Raw genomic sequence first — 21,022 nt, forward strand, 5'->3', positions numbered from 1 at the left:
TGGTCTCGTCTATTCTAGATTACTCTATTAGAAAAATCTCTGTAGTCTAAAGTCAATTCCTTTTTTAGTTCTATATTGGAAGAAATACACCACATATTATTAGCACTCTCTTCTTAAAATGCTTTTTACATTGATTTCCTCAACGTCAATTTTTGTTTAAAACCTTTGTCAGTATTATTTCCAGAGGTTCATTCTCAAACATTAAACATCCAGCATCTCTATATCCAAGCTTCCTATAAAAATGTTGAGCTTCTTCATTCGAAAGTGTTGAGGTCATAACCATTTCAAAACCTTTTTGTTTCATTAATTCCTCCCAATAGTGGACAACTTTTTTACCAATACCTGTTCCTCTATACTCCTCATCTATCCATATCATATTCATAAATGGTGTGTTGTCCCAAAAAATCCGTATCTCATCCAACCTATTTCTTGATTGGATTCTCTGATTATTAGGATTTCATTTTCTTTTATTTTTGGTCTTATAAGTGTCTTATGTATGTGCTTGTCTCTTAACAAGATGTACTCATAATCTGATTCAATCGCAAAATCAATCTTCATTGTAAATTCTCCCTTTCACTCTTTTCTTCGAATATCTTCTTGGTAACACTCAGCACTGATGTCTCATAACGTTTGTACATTACATAAGTTTATAAAGTCTTTTTAAAAATGTATAAGTCACCTTCTTCTCTAACTTTAGTAAACCCACACTTTGAATAGAAGTGATGATTCTTCACACTCCAGCTAGGAGTATCCAGCCACCATTCAGTGCTGTCTGGAAATTTACTTTCAATTTTCTCCATCACCTTCGTTCCGATTCCTAGATTTTTAAAATTTGGATCAATAAAGATCCTTCCTAGATTATGCACTTGATTACATTCTACAAATATCATAGCTCCCCCGATTATTTCTCCATTAAAGAGCACCTTGAAATATTCGCAATTTTGCATCATCTCTTCTTGCCAACTTATGGAGTCATATCCTATGGGCCCAACGGTTTCGTTATTATTAAAATGCTTTGATTCATCCTCAAAACTGGCCTTTTGTATTTCAGCAAGTCTTTGCGCATCATTTTTTCTAGCTTTTTCTAATGTCAGCACCAAACATACCTCCATTATCTTTTTATTTTTTCCAGGGTTGTCTGCTAAATTGCCCCCCCCAAACTCTATACCAGCAGGTCAAGGCTCCGTAAGGATTCGATGCTTGAATATTATGTTATCAGAAGTTACCGAACTTCTTCATTATGCATTCAAAATCAATCTGCAATTTTTTTATCAGCGAATTTTCTTATATGGTCTTTTTTTATTTTGTAATTTGATTATTAGTTCATCTGCATCTCTTTCACTTTTTTGAGCTTTTAGTGACTCTTCTTCTGTTATTTCTATTTCTATCATTTGAACCACTATTGTTCGTGTCCCTCGACACCACGGTTCAGCAAATTCCAAAATTGTTCGACCATGACCGATGCCGGATATGGCATTGAACGGGTAATCCACCATTCCAATACCCCCACTGCCGCTGAAATTAAAAATTGCACCGTAATGTCCCTGTTCATATCCTGATCGAGGTTGATCGAATCCAGATGCTCGCACAGACTTTGCCGGAACATTGTCTCTATTTGGTTTCGAAAAACCGTACTTCCCTTGTTCGTCAGCATTATTGAGTAGAATGAAGCATGCTGCTCCAAATATTCAAACGTACGCAGTAGTGCGGTTTTGGAAGGGAGATGAAAGAAGTTATCTTCAGACATACAATTGCGTAGTAACTCTTTAATTTGAGCTTCCATGCATTGATCGCGCAGATCGTACTTATCAGCAAAATGCAAATAAACCGTTCCGCGATTGACATTCGCTTCCTCAGCAATTTGATTGATCGTAATTCTCTCGAATTCCTTTTCTGACATCAGCCTCATAAAAGCATCAATAATGGCTTGCCTCGATTTTTGAATACGCCTGTCCATATCCTTCTCCCCTTTGTGCTATCCGAAAAAATGAACACTTCGAAGTCCTCTGTTGAAAAATCAACAACCACGCTTGTTTTAACCATTGAACCCCATATACCGCTCTGATACATTCACTTTATAAAATTTATGTTGATGATTCAACATATGTTCAATTTTAGTGGAGCTGTAATCATGAAATCTATTGTTTTACAATCTTTGGAATGATTTAAATCACATTGAATTAGGAGGGTTTAAAAATTGAAACTTACAGGAAACACGATTTTTATTACAGGCGGCGGTTCGGGAATTGGACGTGCGTTAGCAGAAGCTCTCCACAATCTTGGAAACAAAGTTATTATCGCCGGTCGACGTAAAGAGCGTCTGGAGGAGACGATCAAAGCGAATCCCGGCATGTCCGCAGTGGAATTGAATGTACAAGACCCTGCCAGCATAAAGGCGGCCGCCAAGCGGTTAATCAAAGAATACCCGGATGTTAATGTCTTGATTAACAACGCCGGCATCATACAGTCCGATGACGCGGCGGGCGTGATCGATGAGGATGTTTTGATTTCGACTGTCACGACAAACTTTCTAGGTCCCATTCGGTTGATTTCTGCATTCATCGAGCATTTGAAGTCCAAAGAAGAAGCCGTTGTCATCAACACGACTTCGATACTTGGATTTGTACCATTAGCGACAACTGCTGTATACTCCGCGACAAAGGCAGCACTTCATACCTATACGCTGTCCCAAAGGTACATGCTTAAAGACACATCGGTAAAAGTAATAGAAATTGTACCCCCATGGGTTCAAAGCAACAACGATGAACCGCGTGCGATGCCACTTGATTCATTCATTGATGCAACAATAAAGATACTTGGCACGGATACAGACGAAGTTCTGGTGGAAGAAGCGAAAATGTTTCGAAATAGCCCTGGCCCGAACGAAGGTGTTTTTGTGACTCAGCTTAACGATACGATGAATTCTGAACCTCCAAAAATCCATTGATCCACCTGTAATTCAATTTGCAAAAATTTAGGCGAACATGAAGTAGACACTCAGCTCCGTCTACTTCATGTTCATTTTATTGCAACTTGCTCGTGAAGTAAGAAAAAGCGCCTAGTGGTCACACCCATGTTTACCTCTTAAATAATTTCGTTGATTTCACATAATGTAGGGAATTCCCGAAGTTCAAACAGCCCTTTGTTAGGTGATGTCGGGGACATCCTCGATTTACTAAAAAAATGTTTTCATGATCTTACTTCATTTAAAAATCTTGTTATTATCGGTAGGTCGGGAGGACTTATTTGATTAGGTATCTTGTTTAAATCAAAAAATCGTATATCTTGTACTTCAGCTTTATCACCTTTAATTATTCCACTGTATTCTTTACATATATAAGCTGCAACTACGTTATATACTTCATCTCCATGCGGATATCGATAGTAGAGTTCCGGGCCTGAAAATATATCAAGTAATTCTAACTCTTCGGCTTCTAAGCCTACCTCTTCAAAAAGTTCCCGGCTTGCAACCTCCTTCATATTCTCACCAGGCTCCATTGAACCTCCTGGTAATCCCCATAGACCATTGTCAGTTCTTTGCTGCAATAGTAATCGTCCCTCATCATCTATGAGAATCACACATGCTCCTGCCATAATTATAGGTCGGGTACCTACTAACTCTCTTAATTCTCTTATGTAATTCAATTTCTTCACGCCCCTTTGAGATCCTTCAACAGACCAAGGCTCCGTTAGGAGCCACTGCTTGAATTTAACGTTATATGACGGATTCACTTCTAAAATCTACTTTCGTCAATGGATAAGGCACGTAGTCCGGGTGGCTCTGCTACTTAGCCGGTTGAATGTTTCCGTTGAATCCGCCCTTCCGAAATGCATCTTCCGGGCTAAGGGTCGGGCTTGTCCCAGCCAGATGCGTTGAATGCTATGTTAGATGACGTTCACTTTTTTCGAGTTAAGTAATTATTATTCTCGTTTCCATTTATGTGTTTCGAGTAGTTTTCCAGTTTCATAATAATACTTTATTACTTCAAGCATAGGAATTAATTCTATACAAATGTTATCGCAATAATTGCCTAACTGGCCACCAGCAACCAGATGAATTTCACCGTTTCCCTGTTTATTGTTCATAAGAGTATATATATTACCATCAATTGTAATAGACACTATAAAATATTCCGGTTCGCCTCCAACCAATGCTGAATCTGTATCTGATACCTCAAAAAAAACTAATGTAAATTTATCTCCATCGAGTTTTTTAAAAAAACTTAAAGTGTCTGCCCACTTAGGATTCATAACTATTTCTTCATTGAATGTGGTCCCAATCCATTCATCAATACTAATAGATTTTATCACTTTTTCTTTTCATCCTTTTTAGATGGTTTTATTTATTCGGGGGCTTTCATCTAACGATTCTACATTCACGATCCCAGCGAGTGCTCAGGTGTCCTACAGTGATCTCCTTTTCCGAAATCCTTCTGCTGGGCCGAGGGCGTATGCCGATGTGTGATACTATGTTATCAGATGAACTATGACAATTTTGAGGGTATCTACAAAATTTCTTCTCCCTTTAATATTTCATTTGAGAACTGGTCCACAGCCAACCACGTCGAAACATCCTCTTTGATATTCTTATTCCAAGCAACTAAAAAATGTACTTGGCATATCTCATTAGAATCAATTAGTGTCATAGGAATTTTAATGCCTTTATCAGAACTTAGGATAAAACCGTGCTTTTCAAAGTCAGAGTTTAAACATAGCGATTTAGGAATCATATCTCCTTGATTTCTTCTTGCCATTAACATATCCCCGTCTTGTGTCCCCAAGTGTAAACGGTATATCTGATTCTCGTATTCGACAGCTTCAAGATCTTCCCCAGTATTAGATCCATAATCTGTCCAACTGTAACCCTCCTTCCAAGAAGCAGAAAAGCTGCACGTACTTATTTGAGTGTTCGCATGAGGCTTTATTCTAAAAACTGCTCCCCAACATTCTTCTACTGTCAGATGTAAAGCGAGATTGAGCTTGGGTCTACAGACAACTAGCTCACAATCAAATGAATCATAATAATATTTATATAATGATCCACCATTTTTGAGTTTATAACTTTTTTCTGGATAATAGAAGTTATCAGAGACTGTGATTGAAAATTCAATTATTCCAAGAGGAGTATGTATTTGTGGCTGTAAGAGATTGTTTTCTTTAATTAAGACTTGTTCTCCATGAAATAGCTTCATTATTTTCCTCCTCATAGTCTTTCTAATAACGTTCCTGTATGCATGAACCCCAACTCGCTGGCCTAGGCTCCGATATTATGTTATGCGAAGCTTCTTCGAAAACTTTTGAACCGATGTTGCTCTTCTTAAAAACAATATTGAACTTGTATAATTATCACTTAGACATAAAGAAATTGAATTGTTAATATAGCAGACCAAGCCATAGAATACAGAATTTCTTCTTAAGCCTGTCCATTGCTTATGATTCTCTTCTGTATTTAATTTTTTGGCTAACTCAAAGACATGAGAATTCAAAAACATCTGGTATTCCTCCATCTCTAAGCAGTTTCGCATAACGTTCTTGTATCTACGAATCCGAGAGGCTTAAGGCGCAAAGCGCCGGGTCCATCGGACTTAGCCTCGCAGGGTTGTGAGCTGATCCCGCTTCTCTCTCTGCTTTCCACTTCTAGCGAACCAAGGGCAACGCCCGCAGCGTAGATGCGATGTTATATGAGGTCAGCTTTTCTTCGAGTCAACTAATAATTATGCTTCCTTGCTAGTTTCCACTTCATAAATAAATTTATATCACTTATAGCATCTAATATTATTCCTTTATGTTCTATATTATTTTTTAATTCTTTCAAAATGATTGGTTTTACTAGTCTTTTATCTAACTGTTTTTTAGTTCTTGCTATATGTGCTAATCCCAATACAGAATTCGCTCTTACATTTGGATTATCATGTTGCGCTGATTTAAGACATATATCTTGAGCAAACTTCCAATTGTGATGATACATTCCAACTGAAAGTGGTAAATATATAAGTTTTTCTACTTCTCGGCGAGTTAAAATATCTTTTATTTCCTGATCTGTGTATTCTTCGATATGCTTGTAAATTCGCTTCATAGTACTTGCTCCTAAATATAGCCTTTTTATTCCTAGCTGATCTCACATAACGTTTCTGTATTCAAGACGTCCGGCGTATGCCGAATATGTTCGACTGATTCTACTTCATGGCTTCTCAACTTCTGCCGAACCGAGGAGCGAATGCGACGATGCTTGGATGTGATGTTATACAGAGGTACCATGAATTCATTGAATCTACTTAGAAATCCTGTTTAATTCACCATCACCATTCTCTCCATTCTTCTGTAATATCTTGTTCCTCAATTTCTAATCCAGCTAGTCTTGCTGCCTTGTCTATAAATTCAGCCAATTCTTCACGCTCCATCGTTTCAATAAAATAATCGTTCGCATCATTCAATTCATTAAACGTAATTACAATTTCTTCTACAGCCTTCATAATACTTTCAGGATGTTTAGTTTCTTGTAATAATATTAATTGGTTTAGATAGTTATCCAGGACTTTATCAGACATTAATAATTTCTCTTCCGTAAAAAGGTCATCCCCGTATTCAACCATTCTTTTATTCCACAATTGAGTTGGTTTTTCATTAAATAGGTCCTGTAATGTCATTGGGCATATCCCTCATTTTCTGGTTTTTGTTTTAATAGATTTTTAAAATTGCTGCATAGTATTTCGCATATGAGTTTGCTTACTAACTTGCTTTTCACTTCACTTATCTAATTTTTTCTTTGATTCATCTTTTTTCATCTGTTAGTACACCCTTAATGAAAGACCAAATACGGTCAACATCTAGTCAGTGCAATTGGCTTGGAGGGTCTATTCCCTTCTAAGTCTCAGGTAATAACCCCTCCCCCTTCGGCTCTTAACCTTTAGGTGATTTTTTACCTTCTATTGTTATTATTGATGCATGTTAAAAATGCAAGAATAGATGTCCACAATAGTAACATTAGAGTCATCGCATCTTTTACTTCCATGGTCTCACTTTTCGAAGGAAAACCATACCCACCCAAGAGTCAATTGTATCTATATTTTACCTGTATTTGCGAATGCAAACAAGTGTTCTCATTTATTTTCTTGCATTTTTCTTTTATTCTACTTGTTATCCATCATTTCTAGCATATAACGTTTCTGTGTTCACGATGTTCCTCTGACTTATGCGAACGAAATGAGCGGCCGCCGTGCGTATGTGTCCGCCTGCCCCTCCCTGGCAATCCTCTTTGCCGGACCGAGGAACCGCCAGGCTCCGATGCGTGGATATGATGTTATCTGATGGATTGGCCATAAAAAAACAGTTCAACTTTCCCTCTATGACATAAGGCAAAGATGAACTGTCTTTAGTTCCTGTTAAAATCTCTATGAGCACAAGTAGCAACTTCTTCTCCCATCAAGCCAACAAAGCCTGAGCGATCTGATCCACAATGCCATTGATGCCTGTGGGTCCATAACAGCCGATCCATGTCGCGGCATCGACCGAGTGTATGTGCTGGCGCTCAACGGTATCAAGCATTCCCCAGACACGTTGCTCTGTCGCGGATATTCCCTCCTGCATGAGTTCATGGCTAAGCAAGAAGTAATGGCTGGCATGTACAGCCGGTAGTCTATCAACTGAGATGTGATAGGCCGTGTCGGAGGTATCTGCCACAAATAACGGAACAGGCAGACCTAGATCATGGTACAGCACAGCCCCTGTACGATGAGAGGCAGAATGCACGCGAACCAGAGAATCCAGCGGACGGATCAGTGCCACGCTCTTGCCTGCCAGAACACGAGCAAGTTCTTCGGACAGCAATGTGGTTCGTCGGTGATAATCCGTTATAATACGCTTTGCCTCTTCTCGTTTACCTGTCAGTTCACCGAACAGAGTCAGAATAGTCTGCCAGTTTTCATTGCGCTTAAACATGAGAACTGGAGCGATCCGGCTTAACTGTTCATAGTGCGGCTCATGTACCTCGGTGCAAATAATTAGATCCGGAGACAGTCGCTCCACTGCAAGCAGGTCGGGGTACTCATATGTTCCGAGTAATTCAGTATTCTGAAGTCCTGCCCTGATCGTTTGAGGGAAATGTAACACTGCATTGCCTAGTCCTACACTACCTGCTGGAGAGAGCCCCAGCGCAAGCAAATGATCGGCATATTGCACATCGAGTACAGCGATACGCTTCGGAGATCCGATAACATAGTATTCCCCTCGCATATGGCATATCACCGAGCCTTGGGCCGACTCATATGAAGAAGCTGTGCGGTTCCGCTGCAAGGAATGAGCATAGTCTATATCTGTTTTCGAAGCGGCATCAAGCCTATAACGCAGCGGAGGGACACCATAATATTTCTTAAACGCCCTACTGAAATAATACATGTCGCGATAGCCCATTCTGTCAGCAATTTCACCGATGGGAGCATCCGTATGACGCAGCATCCGCGATGCACTCTCCATGCGCAACTGAATGACATACTCAGTCAGTCCGAGCTGCTTCTCTTGTTTGAATCGTCGCTGCAGCTGTCTTAAGCTGCATCCAGCAAGGGCTGCCAGCTCTTTAAGCTCCAGATTCTGGCGATAATGCGACGCTATATATGAAGCGACAACATCCACCATGTCAGACGCTTCTCCTCCCTGACCACGTTCGTAATCCATGATCAGTTCGTAGATCATACCCTGAAGCAACGCATTGGCATGAAAACGTTCCATCCCTTCGCCACGCCGCCATTTGGCAACGATTTTTTCTGCATTCTCGATCCATTCTGCTTGGGTTACCGAATTTTGCACAAATGAAGTGCGCAACGGATGTTTTCGATATGAAGGCAAAACAAGAGAGGCTCCCTCCATGGAAGAAGCCTTGTACATGATCACGATATAATAAATGTCGTCTGATCTGGCCGTCAGCGTTAAGGATGTTCCCTTAACAACATGACCAGCAAAAGAAGCTCCAATGTGGCAAACCTCACCATTCATTGCAAGCTCCCCTTCCCCTCCGTATGCCAGCAACAACACATTTGAAGTTAATTCCGTTTCGCGAAGAACACTGCCTGTCTGCAAAGTACCGCTATACTCGTCAAGCATCTTGATCGTTGTATCACTCCATAGACTTGTCTGTTCTTGTAGTGGCATTTCTCTCATCTCCTGACAATAGCATCCTTTGCTAGAGTGACTCGCATGACTGGGCTTAACCAATTAACTACAACCAGACCTGTTAGCAAAGTAAAATTGTTGCTGTTGTCATTTTAATTGAGATTTATTCTCATTGTCAATTTTCGGACATTTTCTGCAATATTCCCCTGACATCTGGTAATAAAAACAACAGGTGGTACGCTTGCTTTTCACGACTGAAATGCTGTCCTTATTTTTTGTGAACCGGGTGAACGGATTTCTTTTTACACCGAACAAATGCCCGGGCGCTCCTTGCGTCAGATATGAAAAATCTGCCTGGATGTGCTGACTTTCTTGCTCAGCATTGTCTACTTCAGGAGTATATAATGGGACAATGCGTATCATGATATTCTCCCAAAGGATACTCATCGAAAGAGGAGCAATCGCAGCAAGCGTCTTTAATAGCGGTGCAAGGTGTAACGCAAACATCTCCTTTACCACCTTTTCCCGCCACACTTCCCTGTCTCCAGTTAGTGCTTCTGCCCGAAGCCCGTTCATAGCTAGAAAAGGAAAATGCGTCCCCCCCTCATTAGCTGTGAGCGTCGGATGATAGAGAAAGCTGTTGTCTAGCCGAAAAGAAACATGCTGATGATGAACGGTCATCGCGGTCAGCAACGGAGCAATCCACAAGTAGCCGATTCGCTTAGCTAACATCGAAGCAGCTACCCTCATGTCAGGCGCACCAATATACTCTTGAAGCCAGCTTAAATACTCTCGGCATGCAGCTTCTTCATGTAGTTGACTCAAAGCAATAATACGGACATTATCTTCAGATGGCTCACCAAGCCGAATCGAGTGTTCATCCACCGTTTGCTGCCATAAGTCAGTCGATAGATAATGGTCCATTTTAATTCGATCCCAACAGTGCTTCCGATGCCTGATCTACAATAATATTAATTGCAAGTGGGCCATAATAAGCGATCCAAAGTGTAGAATTAACATCATATGCACGGTTATTTTTGACTGCATCAAGGGATTTCCATACTGAGCTGCTATCCAAAGCCTCTGCCTCTGCCGCAAACAACTCATCAGACAGAACAAAATAATGATCTGCTCCAATCTCAGGAACTTTCTCCATCGAGATTTCAACGGAGGTATCATCTTTGATCTTCTGGACTAATGCAGGCATTTTTAAGCCCAAATCCTCATACAGAATGCCGCCTGTTCGATGCTCAAGACCATGAACACGAATGCCTTCTTTTCTCGGTCGAATAAGTGCTACCGTTTCCTCACCCAACTTCTCCGACAGCTTCTCCTTCAGTCCTGCAATTTTGTCCTCATAAGCCTTACGCACAGTTTCTGCCTCTGCCTGCTTACCTGTAATCGCAGCCACCGTAGCTAACGTATCTCGCCAATCCTCGTAGAAGTCAAGTACGATTGTGGGTGCTATTTTGCTTACACGTTCATACTCTTTCTCTTGAAAATCAGTCATTAAAATAAGATCTGGGTCCAATGCTACAATCGCTTCCAGATTGGGCTTGTCCCGTGTACCTAAAACCTGTACGTCACCCGGCTTATCGCCTAAATATTCTGGAAATGTGGTATTGCCTTCAGCGATAACACTGCCTGCCGGCTGTTCGCCAATGGCTAGCAATTGATCCAGAAATTTGACATCAAGCACAGCAATTTTCTTTGGTTTCTCGTTAAGCGTATACTGACCCTTCATATGCGAGATCGTAACCGGGAAGGCTCCGGCAGTCTGAGACGCTCCATTCGAAGGCGTGTCCGTTGGAGTTGTAGCAGACTCATTGCCGCCATTTGTACCTGCTCCGGCACCGCAAGCCGTCAGTACAAGAACAAGGGCCAGCATCCAGCCCATTAAAAATCGTGATTTATGGTTAGCATGTGCCATGCTTCCGGCAGCTTGCCTCTTTGTTCCTTTATTCATGGTGAATCCTCCTTATGTATGATAATGATTTTCATTATCGAAATATAAGGCGAGTATAATATATCTCCACATCGCGTTACCATGTACTTTTGCGACATTTCAGCCGGACTAATGCGACATGTAAACCGCTATATCTTCATTTACAATTCTATCAGCTCTTTTACTAATTACTGCATAATCATCGTCTAATGTATCAAGCCAACAAAACCAAGAATCTCCCATTTTTTCTTTCCATTCATTTGGGAGTTCCGTTATTTCTAATCTAGCAACAACTATTTGATCTTCATTTTCTTCAAAAGAATATTTTTCTTTTCATTGATTTCTACTTCTTGCGTCAATGTACATTCCATATCCATTTGTTCCATTGAAACTACAACAGAGGTTTGTATGATAAATTTGTGGGTACTCTTCATTAAATTCTGAATGTGGAAACTCATAAAATGTTCCTTTGGATTCATAAGCCATTTTCGGTGAAACATCTATCTTTAATACCCTTTCATCCACAGATATTTCTAAAACATTTTGCTTTCTCCTTTTATCAAGTATTTCCTATAACGTTCTTGTATTTATGAACCCGTTAGGGGGTGTCTGCTGAAATTCCTCTCCGAAATTCATCCCGAAGACCAAGGTTTCATCGGAAACATAGTGTGAATATTATGTTAAGTGAAGTTCAACTTTTTTTTGAATAACCTTTTTAAATTTAATGGCTTTATGAACGAGAGAGTTTAAAGTTCTCTAGATCTACATTGAATTTGCCTTTTACCAATATGTCTAATCCCAATAATCCGTTGATATTGTGATATTTAAATGAAGTAAAATCTATGAGTACATCTCTTAAAATAAAATCTCCTACCTGTATTCCCTTGATCCGTTTGGAAAATGCGTGTTCTTTCCCTCCAATTCCGTAACTTGTTATGATTTCGTCATCCATCCCGACCTGAATCCCAATATCATCTACTTCATCCTGTGAAATCAATGTATGGCTTGCTCCTGTGTCAATAACTATGTTATTTATGACTTTCTTTTCTCCATTAAAATGGACTGTTATTTCGGTGAACAACAGCCCATCCCTATACTCAATTTTCATTTATAGATTTCTCCTTAAACCAACATTCTTCCGAACCTTCACAATGACCTGGTCCTTAGAAGTATGATAAACCAAGGTTTTGTCTCGGCTATTCAACAACTCTCTTGTTGCTTCTTCGTCACTTACAGGACCAATCACAGCGACGTCATCTATGATTTCTTTATTTTCTGTCTCTTCGAAATGAAGAATTTCAAACTTTACAAATTGATTCGGGAAGATTTGTTGTACTTCTTGCCACTTCACATTAATCCCTCCTGTCCTTTTATGGTTACATTATATCATTTAATTAGAATTTCACTTAACGTTCCTGTATTCACGACCCTAGCGAATGCTGGGATGTCTGGCCTCTGCCGGACCGAGGGTACAGCCCGGTGCGTGAGTATATTGTTTAAGTAAAGTCACTTATCTTCGAGTTATATTCGTCACGATTTAGAAAAATTCTCAATATAATGTTTCATAAAAATTATATAATTATCATGACTTGAATCAATATTAAATATCTGTCTATCTGTTACACCTTTCTCTCTTACTTCTATTTTTATGTTTCTTTGGTTACGTTTAAACTTGATATCTAGAAAAACTTCTTTTATTAAATCGTGTTCTATTTGACTATCTCCCGGGAAATTAAAAATATGTTTTTCTGTACTTGCATTGAATAGTGCAACAATATCTATAAAGTCTGACACTTGTTCTTTATTTGGAACAACAAATTCATGTTCAACTAAATTCCTTACAGAATTTATTTTATTTAATATTCTAGGAGCAATAATTCCTAAGTTTTTTAAAGTCTCTATCTTCTTAGGTACATTCCATTTTTTTGAATTTCCAAAAAAACCGAATGCAATCATCAAACAATCAATTTGGCAGTCAAGAGATCTCTTTGCATTTGAGAGAGCATTTATTAAACTGTGTTTTTCAGTTCCCGATTCTAAATCAAATTCAGCAAAGGACAAGTATTCTGAAGGCGTAACATCAAATGGTATATCTATTTCTTCATGTCCACGAGAACTCCAATAACTATTATCATTACTTAGAAAATCAATCACCTCAGAAAATTCCATAAGATCAACTCCAATTTAGTATTTAGGTGATTTCACTTAACGTTCTTGTATTCTCGAACCCGAGAACCTTAAGGCCGGCTTGACCGGGCGGGTTCGCTTGCAGACTTAGGTTCGCAGGGTTATCTGCCTGACTTCACTTCCTCGAAATGCCTCGGGCAGATCAAGGCTCCGCCAGGAGCCGCAGCGTGAATATGTTGTTATCTGATGGATCTGCCCCACATCTCCGAATTAAGACAGGACGTCGACCCACATTTAATTACTAATGTTATAATATATTTCAACTGAATATCTATTTACTCGTCAATTTCATTTAATAATTCTTTTTCAATTTCCTTTTCAAGCAAAAAATATCTTCTAATTTCATCCCAGCAATCCGAAAAGATTTCTTGAATCTCTACTTCCTCTACATTGTAATCACTAGAATCTGTATATATTTTAAGTTCATCATTAGCAACGTCGAATTCAGAATTAAATATTGTATCACCCATTGGGTGTAGGCCTGAAATTTTCAAGGATAGCCCCAGAGAAACAGTTATTTCTCTCGTTTTGTCATCTTCGTAAAGAAATGCACTAATGTTGAATTTATCATCACTTCTCTCAAATATAACTTCTTCCTCCCACTCGTACTCCATTAGAAAATCCATAATTTCTTCTAATATCTTTCTTATTTCATTCTTAACCTTACTAATCCTTATACAATACGCCTCTACATCTATTTCTTTCAATCCTTCATAATCATACATTGGAAAATGTCTTCCATCATTCTCGAGACCTCTAAGATGAGCAATTATCAAGTCATTTTCAAAATCAATAATAAGCCTTTCAGGAATAAATATAAAATCAATATAATTATTACTTACTTCAGAATTAGCTCCTGAAACTTCATAAATAATAAATGTATTTGAGCTAGAGACTTCGGCCCATGGTTTTTGAGTTCCTCTTATGTCTGTACTAGATTTAATATAATCCGGAACTATTTTGCCTAAATAATTCTGCAATGATGTACTAGTAATAAATCGTTCACGTTCAACTGCTTCGGGGGCTTCTCCATTTAATGCCTTTATCAGAAAATGTGTCCATATTCCATGTTCTAGTTCTGGACTACCGTATGATTTCTCTCCACGTGAACATGACAGAAACATAGCTCTATAATTGCTTGATCGCACAAAATCGCTAAACTCTTTGGTATTCATATCAGCAATAAAATCTCTGCTAACTAATTGCTCATCAATATAACTCGCACATGCATCTATAAATATCAAACATTGATTACATCTTGAGTTTCTTAGTGGCTCCATTAATATTCGGTTTAGTGAAACAGTAGTTTCTTGTATATTATTTGGGTGAGTGTCCCACGTTGTTATTTTGTTATATCCTCCATCATAAAATCCATGACCAGCATAATAGAAAATAAATCGATCACTTTCAGTAAGATTTGATATCTCATATTGAAGTTCTTCATTAAGCGCGGATTTTGTCGCATCAACATCAAGCCAAAGCTTAATATTTTCTTGAGGTACTTTAAGATTATTTATAAGCCATTGTTGAAATGCTATTGCATCATTCCTCGCATAATCAACTGTCTTGATTCTAAATTGATAATTTTCCACTGCTATTATTACTGCGAATGTATTCCCATGAAATCCTGAATTCATAAAACACCACCCATGAATCTGTATAATTTCTTCGAGCAACAGGACGTTGCGAATATAATACTTTCACTCTCTCTGGGGCAGATCTTTCAGATAACGTTCTTGTATTCACGAACCCTCACTGGCTTAAGGAGCGAACGCGCCGGGTCCGACGGACTTAGCCAGTGCAGGGTTGTCCGGCTGCTTCCACTCCCCCAAAATGTCTCTGCCGGACCGAGGGCCGAATGGCCCGATGCATGAATATTTTGTTATCTGATGCCAATGCCTTCTTGATTAACTTTCAAATGTTGCTTTGACTCGTTTTGAGTTTTTAAAATACAAAATCCATATTGATCCAAAAATAATTGTAGAGATTAAACTTGGGAGTTCATCTATTTTGTTAATTGTGAGAATGAAGTTTAAAAATCCAAATATTATAGTGATTATTTCAATTTGAATTATTATATTTGGTCCTTTCCTTTTCTTCTTCAATATAAGCACTAGAGAAACAAAAATTAAGACTTCAGAAAATAAATATATTCCGACAGAAATAGTTCTAGCAAGATTCCAACCAATTGTTCCAACTAACATATAAATATAAAATTCGAAATAAAGACCTATTAAATTACTTATAAGTAGATAAAAAGAATAGATCACAAAGAAAAGCAGCCAGCCTTTAATTCCACTCATACTATTCTGAGATAATTGCATTATTGGCTCCTTAATTTTTGTCTTTTATTTGCATTGAGCATTGGTTTCAGATAACGTTGTTGTATTCACGACGCCCCACCACCTTAAAGGAACGAGGTGACTGGCCGCAGCGCGGTTGGGTGGTGGGGGTGTGTTCGCCTGAATCCACTTTCAGCTTTGCCTCATCGGGCGAACCGAGGGCCGAAGGGCCCGAAGCGTGAATATTTTGTTATCTGAAGGATCGGTCTGCTTGAACTACTATCAATAACTATTCAACCTTTACTTCAGCAATAAAGAAATTCTCTCCAGGTATTGAATCTCCAGCCATTCTTCTTATCATTGACAATTGACCAACATGTGTCATTGCATCTGATAATGGTCCTTGAATCAGTTTTTCGATAATTCTATCTTTGTTTGGTATTCCATTTGATTTCATTAAATTGTCTAAGTTATGCAGCTCATTAAAAAATGTCTGTACTTCGTCATTCCAGTTTCCTGATTCTTTCTTAAGTTGTACTTGGTTATCAAAAACGGATTGGGCATATCTTATGACATCAGACATGTGTGCCAAAATTTCAATTGGAGTTCTTACACCGTTACCGAGCTCATAATTCGGGTAATTACTTGGAGCATTTAGAATTGCTTTTGAACATCGATACCTGAGAGACGAGAGGTAATGTCTTAAAAAGTAAATTTCATCCATTTTTATTATCCCCTTTTCTAATTCTTCTCTTTTTAAAGGTCTACCGATCTTTCATATAACGTTCTTGTATTCATGACTCGACGCATGTCGAGTATCCGGCGAATGCCGGACCGAGGACGAATGTCCGATGCATGAATATTATGTTATCTGCTGTTTCTCACTTCTTTGACTAAACAGTAAGCAAGTCTTTTAACGACCATTCATTATCATTTCCGTCTTTTGAAACAAACCAAATATGAGTGTATTTTTCTGGCTTGTATATCTCATTTTAATTTCTAAGAAAATCACTCATTCCGAATATAGGAGAAGCGTTCCTAATTAAAAGCGCTATTGGATATGCAGCATCATACTTCTCTATCTTTTTTCCCTTCTGTTTCAGTAGTTCATTAAGAACCTGCATATAGCTGGCTGAATTTTCTAATCCATGCATTTCCTCAGCCGATCTTCCAAATAACATTTTAGCTTCGTCGGCATCGTAGAATAGGTGAGTTACTTCTAGACCTACTAATCCATCTTTTATGCTCTTTAAGATATAATCTGGACGCTCACGTCTCTCTATTACTTCTAAGTGATCTTCGCGATTTAAATTATATAAATCTACAAAGATGCTAACGGCAGCTTCTTCTAAGGCAGATTTTTCATCATCATGATTTTTCATTACTTCTCCCTCCCTAAATATATTTGAGAAATTGCAGATAACGTTCAGGCATTCACGAACCCTCACTGCCTTAAGCGACCAACGGGAGCGGCCGCGATGCGGTTAGGCAGTGCAGGGTTGTCCGCCTGTTAATTTTCCCTGAAAATCCTCAGGCGGACCAAGGGGTGCGACAGCGACCCGCAGCGTGAATGTTTTGTTATCGGATGTCAATACCTTCCTCGAACCTCTAAAAATCTTGGAGTCAGTTTCGCTTTTGTTTTTATATCTTATAGTTTTCTTGCCTTTATCACAAAAGTTACTGGAAGCATTTTTGCTCTCTTTGCCATATCGCTGTTATCATCCCGCAATTGCATAAACTCATAATCACATTCCTCAATCATTAGCTCAATTACAAACCCAGCTTTTGCAAGCGCGTTTACATAAGTTGACAGCATACGGTCCGCTAACAATAGCTCACCTTCATCAACTGCTACCGGATACCAACCTTCATTAAAGTAACTCTTATTAATTACAAACCTATCATTTTCTGTAGTAACCCATCTGTGTATAGGGTGAGACCAACTGAAAATAAATAGCCCGTCTTTTTTAAGGTAAGAAGATATTCGTCGAAAGGTACCCTCAAGATCGGTGGTCCAACCTATGGCATAAATTGAATAAACATAGTCAAAATAATCCGTCGGGATGCCGCATTCTTCTTCCATGGGAGAACATATCAATTTTGCTGCTATTCCACATGACTTCAAATGTTGCGCTGCCTTTTCAATTTGTCTTTCTGAAATATCCACAGCCCATAGTTCAGATGCGTTTCGTTCCCCTTGATATTGCAAGGATTGACCATTTCCGCAGCCGATCTCCAGCAGTTTTTTTCCTGAGATATCACCAAAGAGCTGGCAATTTTCTTCTGAGATAAATGCTCCATAATAAGGGAGCACGATTGCTTTTAAGAAGTCATTGCCTTTGGTATCCCAATATAGGCTGTTTGTTTTATGAACAACATTCTTTTTTAAGTCTTCCGAGCTGCCGACACCATTTTCCCCGTCAACAATAATGCTTCTTCTATTTAATGAATTCTTGTCCATGAAGGCACCTTCTCTTAGTAAATATTTATATTTGAGCATTTCAGATTTGCATTAATTTCCGATAACGTTTCTGTATTCATGAACCCTGGAGGGGTTGTCTGCTGAAATGCCTCTTCGAAATCCACCTTGCAGACCAAGGCACCAGCGGAGCCGCTGCTTGAATATTATGTTAGCAGAAGTTTATAACTTCATTGAATGTTCGTACAAATCACTATAATTATTCCAATACTTATCTATCAATTCAAGTATTTTATATCTATCAATAAAAAAAATTGATCCTTTTAATTCTTTTGGAATTTTATATATTATCTTTTCTTTTGCATTTTCTGTAAACAAACCACTTATAATCACATAAAAATTACTAATGTACTTATTACCTTCGGATCCTAATTCTCTATACGGTAAAGAAAATGCATCTTCTAATTGACCAATTATTTCATCAATCTGAGATTTTACTCCACCATTAATATTTCCAGCTTTAACTTGTATAGCATTATTAATAACAACATTAAATTTTGTGATCTCAGAAAATACAAAGTCTTTTCCATATTCTTTACTCCCGTGATTATATCTTACGGAAAGGAACCCCATTCTTCTTAACAGTGGAAAAACGACCTCAATACTAAAGAGCTTTTCATTAATTTCATATTCTTTCTTCCACACTAGATTGCCTAATGCAATCTCAGACTGACTCGCAGCTGAGTTAACTTCTTTTAATGCTAATAGCAATTGATCCTCAATCGTTTCTGAAGCCTTTAGATTTCTATTGTAAATGATATATGGGTCTTCATTATATTTTGGTTGTGCATCATAATCTTCTAATAATAAATTCGTGTACACTGCCTGCTCAGCCATATTTCCAACTAATAATGAACCATTCCACTTACTGCTCCAATTTACATTGGGATACATACACAACAACCGGGTATACTTTTTATTTTTTTCTCGCCTAACATACAATATGCTACAAATTGTATTCAACTCTGTTAAATCCATTGAAATACTTATTTCAATATTAGATGGAAAATCCGAGTTGGCTTGGTTAATAAACTCGGGCCAATCGTTACAATTAACTTCTATTACATCATCACTGACAGGAACGTAATTAACTTTCAAACCATTGAATGTTACATCTATTGGATAATTCAAATCCTTATCTATTATTATATTCCACATATATTATCTCCCAATCTCATCATCAATTTCTGCTAACGTTTCTATATTCATGAACCTCAACGAGGTTGTCTGCTGAAATGCCTCTCCGAAATTCATTCCGCAGACCAAGGCTCCATTAGAGCCGCAACTTGAATATTATGTTATCGGATTTCAGCGTCTTCCTTGAACTACTTACAACAATCATTTTTTGTTTTTAATCACCAAACTGATAGTCTTGTCCTTGTATCATTTTCATCAGTTATATATTCCAGAGATTTATATCCCTTTCTCTTTATGTGATCATATAAGTCCTCAAGTTTTTCAAGGTCTTTGCAGTAAACTGTTATGTACACACTATCAATCACAAGAAGAATAATCTGACACTCACTCGCAATATATTCTTCATATGACATTACATCTATTATATTTGCTCCTCTTGGATACGCCTTTAAATTCGCAAATATTAAGTAGTACTTGTTGTAATCAATAATCTTTTTAAGATCTTCTCCATCCGTTCCAGTAACCATGTCTGGAAAGAGACTACCCCCTAAAGTATCATCAACGATAAAATATGACTCTTCTCCACCAATAAACCAACTGAAAGTAGTTATATCTATTGGCTTTAAAATCTCTCCAAGATGGTTTCCATAAGAATTTGGAATTTCAAAACTTATGCCTCTATTCATTTATTCACCCACTTCTTACTTTCCACTACATAAGGAGCATCATCTGAAAAACTGGGTAGTTTCTCATTTATGTAATCGTATAATGATTTTTTCTCAGCAGTCGTCGGAATTATCGGCGCAACAGGTATAGGTAGTGGCTTATCTTCTACTTCTATTTCTTCATGCAAATCAGCCATCCCAAAAGAAAGAAAATCATGAATAGCTCTTTTTCTATCTTCTTCTGTCTGTTTATAATTTCCGTCCGAATCTAAATGGAATCTATCAAATTCCACCATAAGTAGTTTATGCGGCTTCCTGTCTTTATTCCTGTAATATAAGATCACTTCAAGTACTTCCTCACCTGCTAATTGAGGAACAGATTTATGCTTATGATCTTTAGGTCGGGCGATCTTTATAACTTTGCCTGCACGAGATACAAATAAATATCTGCTTTGAATCATCTATCTCACTCTTCCTCTCTTATTTAAGCTGATTTCACAGAACGTTTCTGTATTCACGACACCCAGCGAATGCTGGGTGTGTCCGACTGTTCCTGCCTCCCAGAAACCCCTCAGCCGTACCGAGGGCGCATGCCCGCAGCGTGAATATTATGTTAAGTTGAAGTTACCGACCTCTTTGAAATTCTATCTAAGTCCTTATTATCTTTACATATGTCCTTACTGAATCAGACTCAGCCTCAATATTTTTATCATTTGTTTTATTTTCAATTATTTGTAGCCCATTAAAACATGCGTTTTCTTTGTACCATTCAATTAATTCAAATAGTGGTATACTTTGTTCTACCACACTCGTATCTTCATAGTAAGAAGCTAATGTAATTATAAATGTCGGCGCCAGAGCGTCGGCACTTAAGTGAAATACAAATTCCTTATCTGTATAATGCTTTTTAAGATATAACTCTACTTCTTTCTCAAGAAAAGAAAACGCTTCTAATAATTTATCTGATGGTACTCTATCCTTCTTTATAAGCCTATTAAATCCATGAATATAAATAAAATTATGACTTTCTTCAATGCCAATTAGCTTAGGATCATTTGAAAATAAAAAAACTGGCGAAGTTATTATTTTAGTGATTTCTCGGTATGCCTTCTCAGCGTGTTTTTTTAAGTAATCTAGAATCAAGTTCTTACCCTCTCTTTGGTAATTTCACTTAACGTTCCCGCATTCACGACGTCTCAGCGCCTTAAGGCCCGTATAGGGC

Annotated in this window: 24 protein-coding genes and 1 pseudogene; 1 reads left to right on the plus strand and 24 read right to left on the minus strand. The window is 38.2% G+C overall.

Features of this window, described 5'->3' with window-relative positions:
* Positions 1-145: 145 nt before the first annotated feature.
* The 3 genes and pseudogenes from MKY75_RS17030 to MKY75_RS17040 all read right to left on the minus strand — a co-directional run bounded on the left by MKY75_RS17030 (position 146) and on the right by MKY75_RS17040 (position 1,957).
* A pseudogene (locus MKY75_RS17030) lies at positions 146-558 on the minus strand (GNAT family N-acetyltransferase).
* 89 nt (positions 559-647) lie between these two features.
* Positions 648-1,097, minus strand: a complete 450-nt coding sequence (locus tag MKY75_RS17035; RefSeq protein WP_340886014.1) for a GNAT family N-acetyltransferase — start codon at positions 1,095-1,097, stop codon at positions 648-650.
* A 302-nt stretch (positions 1,098-1,399) separates the two neighbouring features.
* A complete protein-coding gene (locus tag MKY75_RS17040; protein ID WP_029515451.1) occupies positions 1,400-1,957 on the minus strand; it encodes a TetR/AcrR family transcriptional regulator in 558 nt (185 codons plus the stop codon).
* A gap of 240 nt (positions 1,958-2,197) precedes the next feature.
* Between MKY75_RS17040 and MKY75_RS17045 the strand changes: the two genes are divergently transcribed.
* Positions 2,198-2,947, plus strand: coding sequence for an SDR family oxidoreductase (locus MKY75_RS17045; protein ID WP_340886016.1), 750 nt, complete (start codon positions 2,198-2,200; stop codon positions 2,945-2,947).
* Positions 2,948-3,189: 242 nt separating this feature from the next.
* Here MKY75_RS17045 and MKY75_RS17050 read toward each other — a convergent pair whose 3' ends face one another.
* The 21 genes from MKY75_RS17050 to MKY75_RS17150 all read right to left on the minus strand — a co-directional run bounded on the left by MKY75_RS17050 (position 3,190) and on the right by MKY75_RS17150 (position 20,943).
* On the minus strand, positions 3,190-3,645 hold the full coding sequence (locus MKY75_RS17050) for an NUDIX hydrolase (RefSeq protein WP_029515453.1): 456 nt from the start codon (positions 3,643-3,645) through the stop codon (positions 3,190-3,192).
* Positions 3,646-3,921: 276 nt separating this feature from the next.
* Positions 3,922-4,311: a hypothetical protein gene (locus MKY75_RS17055; protein WP_340886018.1), complete on the minus strand. Its 390-nt coding sequence runs from the start codon at positions 4,309-4,311 to the stop codon at positions 3,922-3,924.
* A 194-nt stretch (positions 4,312-4,505) separates the two neighbouring features.
* Positions 4,506-5,192: a hypothetical protein gene (locus MKY75_RS17060; RefSeq protein ID WP_069010401.1), complete on the minus strand. Its 687-nt coding sequence runs from the start codon at positions 5,190-5,192 to the stop codon at positions 4,506-4,508.
* A gap of 515 nt (positions 5,193-5,707) precedes the next feature.
* Complete coding sequence (locus MKY75_RS17065) at positions 5,708-6,076, minus strand: hypothetical protein (RefSeq protein ID WP_029515456.1); 369 nt, start codon at positions 6,074-6,076, stop codon at positions 5,708-5,710.
* A gap of 223 nt (positions 6,077-6,299) precedes the next feature.
* Complete coding sequence (locus MKY75_RS17070; protein WP_340886021.1) at positions 6,300-6,647, minus strand: hypothetical protein; 348 nt, start codon at positions 6,645-6,647, stop codon at positions 6,300-6,302.
* Positions 6,648-7,422: 775 nt separating this feature from the next.
* The gene (locus MKY75_RS17075; RefSeq protein WP_340886023.1) at positions 7,423-9,144 is read right to left on the minus strand and encodes a helix-turn-helix domain-containing protein; all 1,722 of its coding nucleotides are present in this window, start codon (positions 9,142-9,144) and stop codon (positions 7,423-7,425) included.
* 108 nt (positions 9,145-9,252) lie between these two features.
* Complete coding sequence (locus MKY75_RS17080) at positions 9,253-10,029, minus strand: (2Fe-2S)-binding protein (protein ID WP_340886025.1); 777 nt, start codon at positions 10,027-10,029, stop codon at positions 9,253-9,255.
* A gap of 1 nt (position 10,030) precedes the next feature.
* Entirely contained in the window at positions 10,031-11,071 is a 1,041-nt protein-coding gene (locus MKY75_RS17085) for an ABC transporter substrate-binding protein (RefSeq protein WP_340886028.1), read from the minus strand.
* Between the two features lie 272 nt (positions 11,072-11,343).
* Positions 11,344-11,529, minus strand: a complete 186-nt coding sequence (locus tag MKY75_RS17090) for a hypothetical protein (RefSeq protein ID WP_340886031.1) — start codon at positions 11,527-11,529, stop codon at positions 11,344-11,346.
* Positions 11,530-11,780: 251 nt separating this feature from the next.
* Positions 11,781-12,158 carry a retropepsin-like aspartic protease gene (locus MKY75_RS17095; protein ID WP_013372313.1) on the minus strand — a complete coding sequence of 126 codons (378 nt, stop codon included), beginning with the start codon at positions 12,156-12,158 and terminating at the stop codon, positions 11,781-11,783.
* Complete coding sequence (locus MKY75_RS17100; protein WP_013372314.1) at positions 12,159-12,401, minus strand: hypothetical protein; 243 nt, start codon at positions 12,399-12,401, stop codon at positions 12,159-12,161.
* A gap of 179 nt (positions 12,402-12,580) precedes the next feature.
* On the minus strand, positions 12,581-13,219 hold the full coding sequence (locus tag MKY75_RS17105; RefSeq protein WP_013372315.1) for a hypothetical protein: 639 nt from the start codon (positions 13,217-13,219) through the stop codon (positions 12,581-12,583).
* Between the two features lie 293 nt (positions 13,220-13,512).
* Entirely contained in the window at positions 13,513-14,874 is a 1,362-nt protein-coding gene (locus tag MKY75_RS17110; protein ID WP_209950159.1) for a caspase family protein, read from the minus strand.
* 270 nt (positions 14,875-15,144) lie between these two features.
* Positions 15,145-15,540, minus strand: coding sequence for a DUF2569 family protein (locus MKY75_RS17115; RefSeq protein ID WP_340886032.1), 396 nt, complete (start codon positions 15,538-15,540; stop codon positions 15,145-15,147).
* Positions 15,541-15,808: 268 nt separating this feature from the next.
* The gene (locus MKY75_RS17120; protein WP_016324600.1) at positions 15,809-16,243 is read right to left on the minus strand and encodes a hypothetical protein; all 435 of its coding nucleotides are present in this window, start codon (positions 16,241-16,243) and stop codon (positions 15,809-15,811) included.
* 268 nt (positions 16,244-16,511) lie between these two features.
* Positions 16,512-16,901 (minus strand): hypothetical protein, encoded by a 390-nt coding sequence (locus tag MKY75_RS17125; RefSeq protein ID WP_340886034.1) that lies wholly within the window; start codon positions 16,899-16,901, stop codon positions 16,512-16,514.
* 266 nt (positions 16,902-17,167) lie between these two features.
* On the minus strand, positions 17,168-17,980 hold the full coding sequence (locus MKY75_RS17130) for a class I SAM-dependent methyltransferase (protein ID WP_013372320.1): 813 nt from the start codon (positions 17,978-17,980) through the stop codon (positions 17,168-17,170).
* Between the two features lie 180 nt (positions 17,981-18,160).
* Positions 18,161-19,156: a hypothetical protein gene (locus MKY75_RS17135; protein ID WP_340886036.1), complete on the minus strand. Its 996-nt coding sequence runs from the start codon at positions 19,154-19,156 to the stop codon at positions 18,161-18,163.
* Positions 19,157-19,353: 197 nt separating this feature from the next.
* Positions 19,354-19,821, minus strand: a complete 468-nt coding sequence (locus tag MKY75_RS17140) for a DUF2691 family protein (RefSeq protein WP_340886038.1) — start codon at positions 19,819-19,821, stop codon at positions 19,354-19,356.
* A complete protein-coding gene (locus MKY75_RS17145; RefSeq protein ID WP_340886040.1) occupies positions 19,818-20,261 on the minus strand; it encodes a hypothetical protein in 444 nt (147 codons plus the stop codon). The genes MKY75_RS17140 and MKY75_RS17145 overlap by 4 nt, the downstream gene beginning before the upstream one ends.
* Before the next feature lie 187 nt (positions 20,262-20,448).
* Positions 20,449-20,943 (minus strand): hypothetical protein, encoded by a 495-nt coding sequence (locus tag MKY75_RS17150; protein WP_340886043.1) that lies wholly within the window; start codon positions 20,941-20,943, stop codon positions 20,449-20,451.
* Between the last annotated feature and the right edge of the window lie 79 nt (positions 20,944-21,022).

The organism is Paenibacillus sp. FSL L8-0663 (genome assembly GCF_038008125.1).
GTDB classification, from domain to species: Bacteria; Bacillota; Bacilli; order Paenibacillales; family Paenibacillaceae; genus Paenibacillus; species Paenibacillus polymyxa_D.